Here is a 13,788-nt window from a genome sequence, read left to right as displayed (position 1 = left end):
GTGAACGTTCATTCTCAATTGTAGTGTAAACGGCCGGAAAGACGCAAGATGAACGCGTGCTGCGGGTAAGGGCGCTTAAGCGAACAGGTAGGATTTGATAAAGGCGGCGACGATCAGGACGCACAGCGCAATGGCAATCGCTTCGGCGGCGGTTTTCGGCAGGCTAAACATAGCGGTTTCTCATCCAGTCAGGAGTACTGGATGAGATTATGCGCATGCAAGATTAAGGAAACATTAAGGGCTTAGCGCCCGTTGAGCCACATCACCAGCATAAAGGCCAGCAGCGTCATCGCCAGCGAGCCGGCCAGGTTGAGCAGCATGTTGGCCAGCGCCCAGCCGAAGCGGCCATCTTGCATCAGGTATACCACCTCCAGCGAAAAGGTGGAGAAGGTAGTCAGGCCGCCGCAGAATCCGGTGGTAATCAGTAATTTCCAGGTGGGATCCAGATGCGTCATGCGGGTGAAAATCGCCATCGCCAGACCGATGATAAAACCACCGATCAGATTGACCATCAGCGTACCGAGCGGAATGTGGGCATTCAGCGGATTCATTTTCATGCTTACCGCCCAGCGCAAAACGCTGCCGACGCCGCCGCCGATAAATACGGCCAGTAAAGAACTCAACATGGGGCAACTACCTTTCAATCAGAGAAATTCACGGGACTCGGAAAGGGACAGGCGTAACGCTACGCGCCTCTCTCCGAGAGGTTACGTAGACATCATCAGCCTGTGAAGGCGGTTAGGGAGGAATGTCATCTCCAGCGTGCCGCACGGCCTTTTTTGCCGTACCCGGTGGATGTTACACCTAACGCCATCTATTTTGTAGTATCGACACTCTGCGAGGTCACCCTATGCAAATCAGAACGGCGCGCCTGAGCGATCGCCATGCTATCGCCGAATTAATGACGGCGTTGGATTATCCCGGCACCGAGGCGTTTCTGACGCAGCGCATGCAGCAACTGTTGGCGCATCCGGATGAGGCGCTGCTGGTGGCGACGGACGGGGAGCAGGTGTTGGGCGTGTTGTCGCTGCATTTCCTGCCGCAGCTGGCGTTGGCCGGCGACATTGGCCGCATCAGCTATTTTTGCGTCGATGACCGAGCGCGCGGCGCGGGCGTAGGCCGGCGGTTGCTGGCAGAGGGCGAGGCGCTGGCGCACCGTCGCGGCTGCGATCGGTTAGAGGTCCATTGCCACAGTCGCCGCGAGCGGGCGCATGCGTTTTACCGGCGCGAAGGCTTTGTCGAAGCGCCGAAGTATTTTGCCAAGTTATTAAGTCAGTAAGTTACTCTCCTGGCGGCACTGCCGTTTCCAGCCGGTTGCGGCCATTATGCTTCGCCCGATAGAGCGCACCGTCGGCCGCTTTCAGCCAGTCAAGATAGCCGCTCAGCGCGGGGTGGTAGTTAGCGATGCCTGCGCTGATCTGCAGCCGCAGCTGCGGCGCCTCCTTGAAACTGACCGCGTCCAGCCGCTGCTGGATGCGGTGCAGGACGATTTCCGCCTGTTCGGCGTTAGTGTTCGGCAGCACCGCGCCAAACTCGTCGCCGCCGTAGCGCCCGACGATATCCACGTTGCGCAAACCGATCAGCAGCTCTTCCGCCAATACCGCCAGGGCTTCATCCCCCAGCGCATGGCCGAAGGTGTCGTTGATGGTTTTGAAGCGGTCGATGTCCATCAGGATCAGCGTGGCGTTGTCCTGGTAGCGACGACAGCTGTCGAACTGGCGATGCAGAAGATGTTCCCAGTGGCGACGGTTATATAAGCCGGTCAGCCCATCGCGGGTGCTGATGCGTTGCAGCTCCTGTTTTTTTTCCGCCAGCCGTTTGGCGGTGCGGTAGGTCACCAGCCCCAGCAACGTCGGATAAAGGTAGGTCATCGGCAGGCACAGATAGACTTGCAGCGGCGTGCTGTATGGATGAAACGGGAAGCCGAGCAGCGTGCCGGTGAGCATCGCCGTGGCCAATTGAATCGCCAATCCTTTGACAAACAGCGCTTTGCCGGCCGAAGCGATGTTGTTCATGCTCATCATCGACAGGATGACGATCGCCGGCAGGGCATTGAATGCCATCATCGCTGCCCAGAAGCCGCCGAAGGCGGAGTCGATCAAGAGGTTGCGGATCTCGGCTTTGAACGGATCTTTGGCGCGGTAGGCCAGGCGATAGGCCAGATGCGGCCAGAGAAAGCCGTGAAAGGCCAGCAATAGCCAGACCGCCGCGGGCGGAGCCAAGGGATAGAGCGCGGCGCAAACGCAGATAAACCCGAGCCCCAGACCGGCGACGCGGGGCAGATAGGTGCGTTTGGCGAAGCTGAGGCCGGATTTTCGGGCATCGAAAATGGATGGGGCAATATACATCCGGCATCTCCCTGATGAGTATCACGGCAGCGTATCATGCGGGTGATAAACTAAGAATAGTCTGGGATTCACGCCGCGAGGTTACGTGACATTCCTGCAACGGATCTCACTCTGTTACATGTTGCGGTTGTGTGAGCCGAAGGAAAGTCGCTAAATATTCGCAGGCAAGGTCAGTTTTTCTCGCTGTTCACACAGCGCTCTATGATAAGAAGGTGAGTATGGAAGGTATCAGCATTACCAAACTTCTGGTGATTGCGGTGTTGGTGATTTTACTGTTCGGCACCAGCAAACTGCGCACGCTCGGCGCCGATCTTGGCGCGGCGCTGAAAGGCTTTAAAAAAGCGGTGGGCGACGACAGCACGCCGCCGGCCGCCGGCAACAGCACCGCCGAGAGCCAGTCCGCTCAGCAGAGCGTCGAAAAGAAAGACGTTTAATTCCGTCTGACTGCGCACAATAAAAAACGGATGCCTTGCGGACATCCGTTTTTTGGCGTTTCCGCCGTCTTTAGCGTAACAAACTATTACGCGTTATTTCACTTCCATCCCTTTGGCCTGCAGATCGGCGTGGTAAGACGAACGCACGAACGGGCCGCAGGCGGCGTGGGTGAAGCCCATCGCCATCGCTTCTTCTTTCATCTCGTCAAACTCGGCCGGGCTGACGTAGCGCTGCACCGGCAGGTGGTGACGGCTCGGCTGCAGGTACTGGCCCAGCGTCAGCATGGTCACGCCGTGGCGACGCAGATCGCGCATCACTTCAACGATTTCCGCGTTGGTTTCGCCCAGGCCGACCATCAGGCCGGATTTGGTCGGGATATCCGGGTGAGCTTCTTTAAAGCGCTCCAGCAGCTTCAGCGACCACTCATAGTTGGCGCCCGGGCGCACCTGGCGGTAGACGCGCGGCACGTTTTCCAGGTTGTGGTTAAACACGTCCGGCGGCGTGGCGGTGAGGATCTCCAGAGCGCGATCCATACGGCCGCGGAAGTCCGGCACCAGCGTTTCAATTTTGATGTTCGGACTCTTGGCGCGGATGGCCGAGATGCAGTCGGCAAAGTGCTGAGCACCGCCGTCGCGCAGGTCGTCGCGGTCAACCGAGGTGATCACCACGTAACGCAGCGCCATGTCGGCGATGGTTTGCGCCAGCTTTTCCGGCTCGTTAGCGTCTGGCGCGATCGGGCGGCCGTGGGCCACGTCGCAGAACGGGCAGCGACGGGTGCAGATAGCGCCGAGGATCATAAAGGTGGCGGTACCGTGGTTGAAACACTCGGACAGGTTAGGGCACGAGGCTTCCTCACAGACGGAGTGCAGGCCGTTTTTACGCATCGCGGCTTTGATGCCCTGAATGCGCGTTGAGTCGGCAGGCAGTTTGATCTTCATCCACTCGGGTTTACGCAACAGCTCCTGCCGTTCGGTGACCACCGTTTTGACCGGGATCAGCGCCATTTTGTCAGCATCGCGGTATTTGACGCCGCGTTCCATCTGAATTGGTTTACTCATAATCGTGCAGGTTCCAGTTACGAAGCTCGACCGTCTGGTAGCCGAGTAAATGAACAAATTCCTGTACCAGGATTGGGTGTATGTCTTCAATGCCAACGCCGGGCGCCAGCGCGCTGACCTGCGTCATCTGCATGCCGGCGTAACCGCAAGGGTTGATGCGTTGGAAGGGGCTGAGATCCATCGCCACATTCAGGGCCAGGCCGTGGAATGAGCTGCCTTTGCGGATCCGCAAACCCAACGAACAGATTTTCTGCTCCCCCACATACACGCCAGGCGCATCCGGACGGGCGCGCGATGCGAGGCGAAAGTGGGCGAGGGTGTTGATAACCGTATCTTCTATCGCCGTGACCAATTGACGCACGCCGACCTTGTTGCGTTTCAGATCGACCATCACGTACATCACCTGCTGACCCGGGCCGTGGTAGGTCACCTGGCCGCCGCGATCGCTCTGGACCACCGGGATATCACCGGGCATCAGCACATGCTCGGCTTTGCCGGCCTGGCCTTGGGTGAACACCGGGTGATGCTGTACCAGCCACAGCTCGTCCGGCGTAGTCTCGGTACGACTGTCGGTGAAGTTATGCATGGCTTGGGATACAGGCGCGTAGGGCTGCAACCCCAGCTGACGCAAAATGATCTTGTCTGGTTGCAAAAGAGTCATCGTCAGGTTACAGAAGTTGTAAAGCCATTATACCGGGCGCTCCGGCTTGCGGCCAGCCTTTCGCTGACCAAAAATGCGCAACCCGGGAAGACGCTGCGCCATCCCGGGTTGTTAAGCAGGGGTTTATGCTGGAATTACAGCACCATGCGAACAATTTCAATGTTGCCTAACTCTTCGTACAGGGTTTCGACCTGCTCGATGTGAGTGGCATTGATGGTGATGGAGACGGAGTGGTAGTTGCCTTTGCTGCTTGGCTTGACCTGCGGGTTGTAATCGCCCGGCGCATGGCGCTGCACCACTTCAACTACCTGGTCAACCAGCTCAGGCTGCGCCAGGCCCATCACCTTGTAGGTAAACGAGCAAGGGAATTCGAGCAGTTCGTTCAGTTTAGTTTTTTGCATGTGCGTGCGCTCCAGAGTGCTAGCTAATCTATAAATTATAACTCCCGCCGGGGCGGGAGTTAATGTTATTCAGTATATGGGGGCAATTTCGCCCGTTTCAACCGTTAACCGAACCAGTGGTGGAACATCAGTTTGATGTAGTCCACGATGCGGCTGAAGAAACCGCCTTCTTTCACTTCGTTCATCACCACCAGCGGGCGCTGATCGATGGTTTTGCCGTCCAGCTGGAAGTTGATGCTGCCCACCACCTGGTTTTTCGCCAGCGGCGCGTGAATTTCCGGCGTGTTCAGCACGTAGCTGGCCTTCAGATCTTTCATGCGGCCGCGCGGAATGGTCAGGTAGACGTCTTTGTCCACGCCGAGCTCAACGCGGTCGGCATCGCCGAACCAGACAGGCTCGGAGGCGAACTCTTTACCGACTTTCAGCGGCGCCACGGTTTCGAAGAAGCGGAAGCCCCAGGTCAGCAGTTTCTTGCTTTCGGCTTCACGGCCTTTGTAGGTGCGGCCGCCCATCACGGCGGAGATCAGGCGCATTTGGCCTTCGGTCGCCGAAGCCACCAGGTTGTAACCCGCCGCGTCGGTATGGCCGGTTTTGATGCCGTCGACGTTCAGGCTGTTATCCCACAGCAGGCCGTTGCGGTTCATCTGGCGGATATTGTTGAAGGTGAACTCTTTTTCTTTGTAAATCGCGTACTCTTCCGGCACGTCGCGGATCAGCGCCTGGCCGATCAGCGCCATGTCGCGCGCCGAACTGTACTGGCCCTGGGCATCCAGGCCGTGTACCGTCTGGAAGTGAGTGTTCTGCAGGCCCAGCTTGCTGACGTAGGTGTTCATCAGGTTAACGAACGCGTCCTGGCTGCCGGCGACGTAGTCGGCCATCGCCACGCAGGCGTCGTTACCGGACTGCAGGTTGATGCCGCGGGTCAGTTTGGAGACCGGCACGCGATCGCCCGGCTTCAGGAACATCAGCGAGGAGCCTTTGAACACCGGGTTGCCGGTCGCCCAGGCGTCCTGGCCGACGGTCACCAGATCGTCCTGGCCGATTTTACCCGCTTTCAGCGCCTGGCCGATGACGTAGCTGGTCATCATTTTGGTCAGGCTGGCCGGATCGCGACGCGCATCGGCGTTCATCTCGGCCAGCACCTTGCCGGAGTTGTAATCAATCAGGATGTACGCTTCCGCATCGATCTGCGGGACACCTGGGATCATGGTTTTGATGTTAACGTCATCGGCGTGCGCAACGGAGGCTGCGCTCATTGCGATAACGGTGCCGAGGGCGATGCTTTTGATTAAGCGAAAAGAAGTTACTTGTTTCATGATCGGGACTACAACATCCGTGAAAGTAAAGTTAAAAAACGAGCCACACTATAGCAGATGCGATCCCGGCAGGCATTACCCATTCATCTGACTAATTGCGGTTAGTGCCCTTTTAGCTGCAAGAAAATGTTTCAGCTAAATAACCGCTTATCGGCCGTGAATGCCCACCGGGCTTAATGCTCAGGGTGCAGCAGTAACGAAAGACTGTTGTTGCGCTTCGCTCGCCAGGCGTTGCTGCAGCTGGGCCGCCTGCTGACGGCTGCTGAACGGGCCGAGCTGGACGCGATAAACGTTGCCGTTGGCCGCCACTTTGCCCGGGACGCCAAACTGTTGGCTCAGGCTTTGCTGCCAGCTCTGGGCACGCTCGGCGCTGCTCAGCGCACCGACCTGTACCACGTAACCGCCGGAGGAGGAAGCGGCAGCCATGCCGGCAGCTGCGGCGCCGGCCGCGACCGGTGCAGCCACGGCGGCGGCTTCAGGCTCCGAACCTTCCAGCACGCCGGCCGGCAATGCGCTTGGCGCGCCGAGGAAACCGCTGCGGCCGCTACCGGCGTTGCCGCCAGTTGCTGGGGCGTTGTCGTCGTCGGTGCGCAGGGTGCTGTTATCGATCGGGCGTACCGCCGCGCCGCTGGCGACCGGCACGTCCTGTTGGATGGGGGTGCCCATGCCGCTGGCGCCGAGATCCGGGCGCGACGGCAGGGCATAGCTCTGCTTCGCCACGATGGTACCGATGGTGCCTGGGCCGCTCAGCGTGCCGTCCGGCGCCACGTTGATGAAATCGACTTTGACCTTGGTGTTGTTCGACAGGTTGAGGCGATCGGCGGCGGCTTTCGACAGATCGATAATACGGCCCTTGGTGTAAGGCCCGCGATCGTTGACGCGCACCACCAGCTGACGGCCGTTGGCCAGGTTAGTGACGCGCACATAGCTTGGGATCGGTAAGGTCGGGTGCGCCGCAGTCAGACCGTTGGGGTCGAACTGCTCGCCCAGCGCCGTGGTGTTGCCGTTGGCTTCTTCGCCATACCAGGCCGCCAGGCCGGTCTGCGAGAAGTTCTGCGGATCTTTTACGATGCGGTAAGTATCGCCATTAACCTTATAATCCTGCATGTTATTAGGGTTATAGGGTTCATATTGAGGCTCGACGCCACCGATCTCCACCACCGGGCCGTTGTACGGCTGCTGTGGTGCCTGCTGTTCCGTGGTCGGGGCGGTACAGGCGGAGAGCAACACCGCCGCGACGCCGATCCAAAGCCATTCCTTACGCATTACTCACCTCTTATAAACTTTTAGACAGCATTTTCCGATGCGTGTGGATCGACATGATGATGCCGAAACCGGCCATCAATACTATCAGCGCCGAACCCCCGTAACTGACCAGAGGCAAAGGTACGCCAACTACCGGCAAAATGCCACTGACCATACCGATGTTAACAAAGACATAAACGAACAAAATCAGCATCAAGCCGCCGACCATCACGCGGCCAAAGGTGGTTTGCGCCTTGGCGGCGATCATCAGCCCGCGAATGATCACCAGCAGGTAGAGCGCCAGCAGCACCAATACCCCGATCAGCCCCAGCTCTTCGGCCAACACGGCGAAGATAAAGTCGGTATGGCGCTCCGGCAGAAACTCCAGCTGCGACTGGGTGCCGTGCAGCCAGCCCTTGCCGGACAGGCCGCCGGAGCCGATGGCGATCTTGGATTGAATGATGTGATAGCCGGCGCCGAGTGGGTCGCTCTCCGGATCGAGCAGCATCATGACGCGGTCGCGCTGATAGCCGTGCATCAGGAAGAACCACAGCACCGGGATAAAGGCCGCCAGTGCGACGGCGGCGACGGCGATCAATTTCCAGCTCATGCCCGACAGGAACAGCACGAACAGGCCGGAGGCGGCGATCAGGATCGAGGTGCCCAGATCTGGCTGCGCGGCCACCAGCAGCGTTGGCAGGAAGATCAGCACCAGCGCGATGGCGGTGTTTTTCAGCGAAGGCGGGCAGACATCGCGGTTCATAAAGCGCGCCACCATCAGCGGCACGGCGATCTTGGCGATTTCCGACGGCTGGAAGCGCACCACGCCGAGATCCAGCCAGCGCTGCGCGCCTTTACTTATCTGGCCGAAGGCGTCCACCAGGATCAGCAAAATCACGCAGAAAATATACAGATAGGGCGCCCAGCTTTCGTACACGCGTGGCGGGATTTGCGCCATGACGGCCATCACGATCAGCCCCATGACGATCTGCCCGATCTTGCGCTCCATCATGCCGATGTCCTGGCCGCTGGCGCTCCACATCACGAAGGCGCTGTAGACCAACAGGGCCAGGATCAGCAGCAGGAACGTCGGGTCGATGTGGATTTTGGTCCAGATCGAGCCTTTTTGTTGGCTTTCAGTCATGTTCTACCTTAGTCACCTTCTACGCCAGGCGGCAGCGGGGCCTCGCTTGGCAATTGCGTATTGTTGTCGCCCAGCAGAATGTGGTCGAGGATCTGGCGGGTGATGGTTCCCACCGCCGGACCGGAGCCGCCGTTTTCCAGAATGATGGCGACCGACACCGTCGGATTGTTGAACGGTGCGAAGGCGGTCATCAGTTTGTGATCGCGCAGGTGCTCCGCCAGTTTGTGGGCGTTGTAGGTTTCATAGCCGAATACCTGTGCGGTACCCGATTTCGCCGCGGCTTTATAAGGTGCGTCCGCAAAGTATTTGCGCGCCGTCCCGTTCGGACGGTTGGCCACACCATACATGCCGTCTTTGGCGATTTCCCAGAAGCCGGAGTGAATATCGCCGATCTGCGTGCTCTCTTCCTGTTTGAACGGCACCAGCGCGCCGTTGACGCGGGTACTCTGCAGCAGGTGCGGCGTTTTGACGGTGCCGTCGTTGATCAGGGTGTTCAGCGCTTTGGCCATCTGGATCGGCGTGGCGGTCCAGTAACCCTGGCCGATACCCACCGGAATGGTGTCGCCCTGATACCACGGCTTTTTATAGCGTTTCAGCTTCCACTCGCGCGTCGGCATTAGGCCGGATCGTTCTTCGGACAGATCGATGCCGGTGTACTGGCCGTAACCGAATTTGGTCAGCCAGGTCGACAGCCGATCGATCCCCATGTCATAGGCGACCTGATAGAAATAGGTATCTGCGGACTCTTCCAGCGCCTTGGTGACGTTCAGGCGGCCGTGGCCCCATTTTTTCCAGTCGCGGAAGCGTTTTTCCGAGCCGGGCAGTTGCCACCAACCGGGATCGAACACCACGGTGTTTTTGGTGATCACTCCGGCGCTCAGCGCCGACACCGCGATGTAAGGCTTCACCGTTGATGCAGGCGGATAGACCCCCTGCGTGGCGCGGTTGATCAGCGGGCGATTCGGATCGTTCAACAGCCCCTGGTAGTCCTTGCTGGAAATGCCGTCGACGAACAGGTTCGGATCGTAACTCGGGTTGGACACCATCGCCAGGATGGCGCCGGTGCGTGGATCGCTCACCACCACCGCGGCGCGGCTGCCGACCAGCAGCTGCTCGATATAGCGCTGCAAATCAAGATCGAGCGTCAGGTAAACGTCCTGACCGGCGGAAGGCGGCTGTTCGTGCAATTGGCGGATCACCCGGCCACGGTTGTTGACCTCGACCTCTTCATAGCCGGTTTTGCCGTGCAGCGTGTCTTCGTAATAGCGTTCGATACCCAGCTTGCCGATATCGTGGGTGGCGGCGTAGTTGGCCAGCTTGCCGTCTTTATCCAGGCGTTCGACGTCGCGGTCGTTGATCTTCGACACATAGCCGGTGACGTGGGTGAGGGCGGAACCGTAGGGGTAGTAGCGGCGCTGGTAGCCTTTTACTTCCACGCCGGGGAAGCGGAACTGATTGACCGCAAAGCGGGCGACCTGCACCTCGGTTAGCGCGGTTTTCACCGGAATGGAGACGAAACGGCGCGAACGCTTGCGCTCTTTTTCGAAATTGGTGATGTCGTCGTCGGTCAGATCGACCACCGTGCGCAGCGCCTGCAGCGTGGCTTTGAGATCGTCGACCTTTTCCGGCATCAGCTCCAGCTGATAAATGGTGCGGTTGAGCGCCAGCGGGGTGCCGTTGCGATCGTAGATAATGCCGCGGCTGGGCGCGATGGGCACCAGCTTGATGCGGTTTTCGTTGGAGCGGGTGCGGTAATCCTCGACGCGGACCACTTGCAGATTATACAGGTTGGCGATCAGGATGCCGGACAGCACCAGGATGACCAGGAACGCCACCAGGGCGCGGCGTACAAACAGGGCGGATTCAGCCGTATAGTCGCGAAAAGGGTTACGTTCTATTTTCATCCCGCTGCTTTATTTCACTCTGTCACGGTCACCACCGGCTATTCCCGGTGGTAAGGATGATTTGTTGTAATACTCCAGGCGCGGTAGAGGCTTTCGGCCACCAGGACGCGCACCAAAGGATGCGGCAGCGTCAACGGAGAAAGCGACCAGCTCTGCTCGGCAGCGGCTTTGCAGGCGGGCGCCAGCCCTTCCGGGCCGCCGATCAGCAGGCTGACGTTGCGGCCATCCTGCTTCCAGCGCTCAAGCTGCTGCGCCAGCTGCGGCGTTTCCCACGGCGTGCCTGGGATATCCAGCGTAACGATGCGGTTGCCTTTGCCCACCGCCGCCAGCATCTGTTCGCCTTCCTTGTCCAGAATGCGTTTGATGTCGGCGTTTTTGCCGCGTTTGCCCGCCGGGATCTCGGTCAGCTCAAACGGCATATCTTTGGGAAAGCGGTGCAGGTAATCCATAAAGCCGGTTTGCACCCAGTCTGGCATTTTGGTGCCGACCGCCACCAATTGCAGTTTCACCGCTTAGCTCCAGAGTTTTTCCAGCTCGTACAGGCGACGGCTTTCTTCCTGCATCACGTGCACGATCACTTCGCCCAGATCGACCACGATCCAGTCGGAGGCTTCCTGGCCTTTCATGCCAAACAGCTCCATGCCTACGGCACGAGATTCCTGTACCACGTGGTTGGCGATCGACATCACGTGGCGAGTCGATGTGCCGGTGCAGATGATCATGCAATCAGTGATGCTGGATTTGCCCTGTACGTCCAGAGCGATAATGTCTTGGCCTTTCAGGTCATCGATTTTATCGATGACGAAATCTTGGAGCGCTTTACCTTGCAAAGGTTCCCCCTCGGGTGTGTTCTGTTCAGTCGACTGCAGCGGGCAACATGCGCACGCCGCGGCGTAACCGGATAATGGTTTCGGCAGGCTGCCGCTGAAAGCCAGCTAACTGGTGACTGCCCGGCCAGCTAAGGTTTCCGGGGTTTTCAGCGGATACCTGAAAAATAGCGGCGCAGTATATCACGCACCTTTCGCTAGCGATATAAACCCTGCAACTCGATATAGCGCTGCACCGGGCGTGGCAGCAGGTCGTCGCAGTTGAGGCCCTGATGGCGGCGCTGGCGGATCTCGGTGGCGGAAATTTCCAGTTCCGGCGTATCTGCCAGATAGATATGGCCGTGCGGGCGACGGCTGAGCAGCGCCGGATCGACGGTGCGATGGCGTTCCAGCCACTGCTGCAGTTCCGGTGTGTCCATGCGATCGTTATAGCCCGGGCGCGCCAGCACCAGCAGGTGGCAGACGTCCAACAGCGCCTGCCAGCGATGCCATTTATGCAATGTCAGCAGCGAGTCCTGGCCAATAATAAACGCCAGTGGCTGGGCGGCGCCACGCTCTTTACGAATCGTTTCCAACGTCTCGATGGTGTAGGAGGGGGTGGTGCGGTGCAGTTCGCGATCGTCGACCGCAAACAGCGGGTTGCCGGCGATCGCCAGCTCGACCATCTTCAGGCGTTGCTGCGCATTGGCCTCCGGCTGCGGGCGGTGCGGCGGCACGTGGTTAGGCAGCAGCGTGACGCGATTCAGACCCACTTCGGCGGCCAACGCTTCCACCGGCCGCAGGTGGCCGTAGTGGATCGGATCGAAGGTGCCGCCGAACAGCGCGTGCAAAACGGTGGGGTGTTCCGGATTAGTGGGCATCGCTAAAACTCGTGGCCAGGGGTTTGCCGCACAGCAGCATCGACAGGGTTTCCAGTTCCGGCCAGACCGACTGGCCATAGTCCTGCTTGAGGGTCAGCTCGATTTGCGTCAGCAGCTGTACCGCTTGCTGCAGCTGGGCGCCGGACAGGCGTTGCAGCGCCTGGGTCACCAGCGGGCGGCGATTCTGCCAGACCTTGTGCTGGTCGAACAGCGTGCGCAGCGGCGCGGACGCCATGCGGCGCTGCAGCGTCAGCAACAGCAGCAGTTCGCGCTGTAAGGTGCGCAGCAGGATCACCGGCTCCACGTCCTCTTGCTGCAGCTGCTGCAAGATATGCCAGGCGCGCTTGCTTTTGCCGGCCAGCAGGGCATCCAGCCAGTGGAACGGCGTGAAGTGGGCGGCGTCGTTCACCGCCTGTTCGACGCGCGGCAGCGTGAGTTTGCCGTCCGGGTGCAGCAGCGACAGCCGCTCCAGCGCCTGCGACAGCGCCAGCAGGTTGCCTTCGTAGCAGTAGCACAACAGCTGATTGGCGGCGTCGTCCAATTCCAGCTTCATCGCCTTGGCGCGCGTGGCGACCCAGCGCGGCAGCTGTGCCTGTTCCGGCGTCTGGCAACTGACGAGGGCGCCGTGTGGGCTGAGCGCCTTGAACCAGGCGCTGTTTTCCTGCGCTTTGGTGAGGCGCGGGCCGCGCAGGATCAGCAGAATATCCTCGTGCAGCAGCGTGGCAAGCTTGGTCAGCTGTTCGCCGATCGGCGCCGTCGGGCCGTTTTCCGGGAAGATCAGCAGCAGCGTCTGGCGGCTGGCGAACAGGCTCATCGCCTGGCAGATGCCGAAGATGGCGTCCCAGTCGGTATGGGCGTCGAGGGAAATGCTGTAGTGCTCGCTGAACTGCTGCTGTTGCGCAGCCTGCCGGAGCAGATCCTGGCTTTCCTGCAGCAGTAGCGGTTCATTGCCGCTCAATAAATAACAAGCGCGCAGCCCCTCTCGGAGCTGCGCGGCAAGTTGTTCCGGATAAATGCGGATCATTGTGCGGTTTGGCTTGCCGCTCGTTCGCCGACGGCAGCGGCTTTCTGCCGGTTTTCTTCTTCCGCCGCGTGCACGGTCAGCAGTTTGCGCACCAGCTGTTGCGCCGCCTGCTCACGCATTTCCTGGCGAATGATCTCCTGCTCGGAGTCTTTGGCCAGCGCGGTCAGCGGGTTGTCGAAGAACGAACGGAACACTTTCACCGACAGCGGATACAGGTCGTGGCCCGGGAGCAGCACCTGCGCCTGCACGGTCAGCACCAACTGGTACTCGGCGGTTTTACCGTCCTGGAAGATCGAGGCGGTATCCTGGCTTTCCGTCGCGCCGAGGATGCGCAGGGAAGGCACGTCTTTACGCTTCGGATCGCTGACGATGGTCACGGCGTTCAGACGCAACTGCTCACGCACCGCGCGCGTCAACGGACCATAAGGGTCGGCGCTGTCCAGGATCAGCGTTTTCATTTCATTAGGCACCTGCGTGGTGCCACGCAGGTGAAAACCGCAGCCGGCGGTGACCAGCACCGCCAACCCCAGCAACAGCGTCAGAATACGTTGTCGCACAACTCCTC

The 13,788-nt window shown here is 59.7% G+C and carries 16 protein-coding genes and 1 riboswitch; of the genes, 2 read left to right on the top strand and 14 right to left on the bottom strand.

All coding sequences use genetic code 11. The annotated features are described in order from the left end of the window. Positions 1 to 242: 242 nt before the first annotated feature. Positions 243 to 626 (bottom strand): fluoride efflux transporter CrcB, encoded by a 384-nt coding sequence (crcB, locus tag ACJ8HA_RS12055; RefSeq protein ID WP_016928782.1) that lies wholly within the window; start codon positions 624 to 626, stop codon positions 243 to 245. A 79-nt stretch (positions 627 to 705) separates the two neighbouring features. Then, positions 706 to 768: riboswitch (Fluoride riboswitch) on the bottom strand. An 82-nt stretch (positions 769 to 850) separates the two neighbouring features. Between crcB and ACJ8HA_RS12050 the strand changes: the two genes are divergently transcribed. Continuing rightward, positions 851 to 1,279, top strand: coding sequence for a GNAT family N-acetyltransferase (locus ACJ8HA_RS12050; protein ID WP_025301832.1), 429 nt, complete (start codon positions 851 to 853; stop codon positions 1,277 to 1,279). Position 1,280: 1 nt separating this feature from the next. Here the strand turns inward: ACJ8HA_RS12050 and ACJ8HA_RS12045 are convergent, their stop codons facing one another. After that, a complete protein-coding gene (locus tag ACJ8HA_RS12045) occupies positions 1,281 to 2,348 on the bottom strand; it encodes a diguanylate cyclase (RefSeq protein WP_127146252.1) in 1,068 nt (355 codons plus the stop codon). A 218-nt stretch (positions 2,349 to 2,566) separates the two neighbouring features. Between ACJ8HA_RS12045 and tatA the strand changes: the two genes are divergently transcribed. Further along, complete coding sequence (gene tatA, locus ACJ8HA_RS12040) at positions 2,567 to 2,782, top strand: Sec-independent protein translocase subunit TatA (RefSeq protein WP_025301834.1); 216 nt, start codon at positions 2,567 to 2,569, stop codon at positions 2,780 to 2,782. A 93-nt stretch (positions 2,783 to 2,875) separates the two neighbouring features. Here tatA and lipA read toward each other — a convergent pair whose 3' ends face one another. The 12 genes from lipA to lptE form a co-directional block, all read right to left on the bottom strand. After that, positions 2,876 to 3,841 (bottom strand): lipoyl synthase, encoded by a 966-nt coding sequence (gene lipA, locus ACJ8HA_RS12035; protein WP_025301835.1) that lies wholly within the window; start codon positions 3,839 to 3,841, stop codon positions 2,876 to 2,878. Next, positions 3,834 to 4,502, bottom strand: a complete 669-nt coding sequence (gene lipB / locus ACJ8HA_RS12030; RefSeq protein ID WP_015376934.1) for a lipoyl(octanoyl) transferase LipB — start codon at positions 4,500 to 4,502, stop codon at positions 3,834 to 3,836. The genes lipA and lipB overlap by 8 nt, the downstream gene beginning before the upstream one ends. Positions 4,503 to 4,636: 134 nt before the next feature. After that, positions 4,637 to 4,903, bottom strand: a complete 267-nt coding sequence (ybeD, locus tag ACJ8HA_RS12025; protein ID WP_004940012.1) for a DUF493 family protein YbeD — start codon at positions 4,901 to 4,903, stop codon at positions 4,637 to 4,639. Between the two features lie 104 nt (positions 4,904 to 5,007). Next, positions 5,008 to 6,219 carry a D-alanyl-D-alanine carboxypeptidase DacA gene (gene dacA / locus ACJ8HA_RS12020; RefSeq protein WP_004940010.1) on the bottom strand — a complete coding sequence of 404 codons (1,212 nt, stop codon included), beginning with the start codon at positions 6,217 to 6,219 and terminating at the stop codon, positions 5,008 to 5,010. Positions 6,220 to 6,399: 180 nt separating this feature from the next. Further along, positions 6,400 to 7,485 (bottom strand): endolytic peptidoglycan transglycosylase RlpA, encoded by a 1,086-nt coding sequence (rlpA, locus tag ACJ8HA_RS12015; protein WP_025301837.1) that lies wholly within the window; start codon positions 7,483 to 7,485, stop codon positions 6,400 to 6,402. Positions 7,486 to 7,495: 10 nt separating this feature from the next. Then, entirely contained in the window at positions 7,496 to 8,608 is a 1,113-nt protein-coding gene (gene mrdB / locus ACJ8HA_RS12010; protein WP_004940006.1) for a peptidoglycan glycosyltransferase MrdB, read from the bottom strand. Positions 8,609 to 8,616: 8 nt separating this feature from the next. Continuing rightward, positions 8,617 to 10,512, bottom strand: a complete 1,896-nt coding sequence (gene mrdA / locus ACJ8HA_RS12005; RefSeq protein ID WP_025301838.1) for a peptidoglycan DD-transpeptidase MrdA — start codon at positions 10,510 to 10,512, stop codon at positions 8,617 to 8,619. A 38-nt stretch (positions 10,513 to 10,550) separates the two neighbouring features. Beyond that, positions 10,551 to 11,021 (bottom strand): 23S rRNA (pseudouridine(1915)-N(3))-methyltransferase RlmH, encoded by a 471-nt coding sequence (gene rlmH, locus ACJ8HA_RS12000; protein WP_004940002.1) that lies wholly within the window; start codon positions 11,019 to 11,021, stop codon positions 10,551 to 10,553. Positions 11,022 to 11,024: 3 nt separating this feature from the next. After that, on the bottom strand, positions 11,025 to 11,342 hold the full coding sequence (rsfS, locus tag ACJ8HA_RS11995) for a ribosome silencing factor (protein ID WP_025301839.1): 318 nt from the start codon (positions 11,340 to 11,342) through the stop codon (positions 11,025 to 11,027). A gap of 194 nt (positions 11,343 to 11,536) precedes the next feature. Then, positions 11,537 to 12,199: a nicotinate-nucleotide adenylyltransferase gene (gene nadD / locus ACJ8HA_RS11990; protein ID WP_025301840.1), complete on the bottom strand. Its 663-nt coding sequence runs from the start codon at positions 12,197 to 12,199 to the stop codon at positions 11,537 to 11,539. Continuing rightward, positions 12,189 to 13,223, bottom strand: coding sequence for a DNA polymerase III subunit delta (gene holA, locus ACJ8HA_RS11985; RefSeq protein WP_149570297.1), 1,035 nt, complete (start codon positions 13,221 to 13,223; stop codon positions 12,189 to 12,191). Before holA ends, nadD begins: the two co-directional genes overlap by 11 nt. Next, positions 13,220 to 13,780 carry an LPS assembly lipoprotein LptE gene (gene lptE, locus ACJ8HA_RS11980; protein ID WP_025301842.1) on the bottom strand — a complete coding sequence of 187 codons (561 nt, stop codon included), beginning with the start codon at positions 13,778 to 13,780 and terminating at the stop codon, positions 13,220 to 13,222. The genes holA and lptE overlap by 4 nt, the downstream gene beginning before the upstream one ends. Positions 13,781 to 13,788: the final 8 nt, after the last annotated feature.

The sequence above is a fragment of the Serratia sp. CY33802 genome, from assembly GCF_052169095.1.
GTDB classification, from domain to species: domain Bacteria; phylum Pseudomonadota; class Gammaproteobacteria; order Enterobacterales; family Enterobacteriaceae; genus Serratia; species Serratia bockelmannii.
This window is presented reverse-complemented; position numbering and strand designations above follow the sequence as displayed.

Bases quoted from the DNA above. Each gene is read 5' to 3' on its own strand.
- holA (WP_149570297.1), bottom strand. From the start codon at position 13,223: ATGATCCGCATTTATCCGGAACAACTTGCCGCGCAGCTCCGAGAGGGG.
- tatA (WP_025301834.1), top strand. From the start codon at position 2,567: ATGGAAGGTATCAGCATTACCAAACTTCTGGTGATTGCGGTGTTGGTG.
- ACJ8HA_RS12050 (WP_025301832.1), top strand. From the start codon at position 851: ATGCAAATCAGAACGGCGCGCCTGAGCGATCGCCATGCTATCGCCGAA.
- mrdA (WP_025301838.1), bottom strand. From the start codon at position 10,512: ATGAAAATAGAACGTAACCCTTTTCGCGACTATACGGCTGAATCCGCC.
- dacA (WP_004940010.1), bottom strand. From the start codon at position 6,219: ATGAAACAAGTAACTTCTTTTCGCTTAATCAAAAGCATCGCCCTCGGC.
- mrdB (WP_004940006.1), bottom strand. From the start codon at position 8,608: ATGACTGAAAGCCAACAAAAAGGCTCGATCTGGACCAAAATCCACATC.
- crcB (WP_016928782.1), bottom strand. From the start codon at position 626: ATGTTGAGTTCTTTACTGGCCGTATTTATCGGCGGCGGCGTCGGCAGC.
- rlpA (WP_025301837.1), bottom strand. From the start codon at position 7,485: ATGCGTAAGGAATGGCTTTGGATCGGCGTCGCGGCGGTGTTGCTCTCC.
- nadD (WP_025301840.1), bottom strand. From the start codon at position 12,199: ATGCCCACTAATCCGGAACACCCCACCGTTTTGCACGCGCTGTTCGGC.
- lipA (WP_025301835.1), bottom strand. From the start codon at position 3,841: ATGAGTAAACCAATTCAGATGGAACGCGGCGTCAAATACCGCGATGCT.
- ACJ8HA_RS12045 (WP_127146252.1), bottom strand. From the start codon at position 2,348: ATGTATATTGCCCCATCCATTTTCGATGCCCGAAAATCCGGCCTCAGC.
- lipB (WP_015376934.1), bottom strand. From the start codon at position 4,502: ATGACTCTTTTGCAACCAGACAAGATCATTTTGCGTCAGCTGGGGTTG.
- ybeD (WP_004940012.1), bottom strand. From the start codon at position 4,903: ATGCAAAAAACTAAACTGAACGAACTGCTCGAATTCCCTTGCTCGTTT.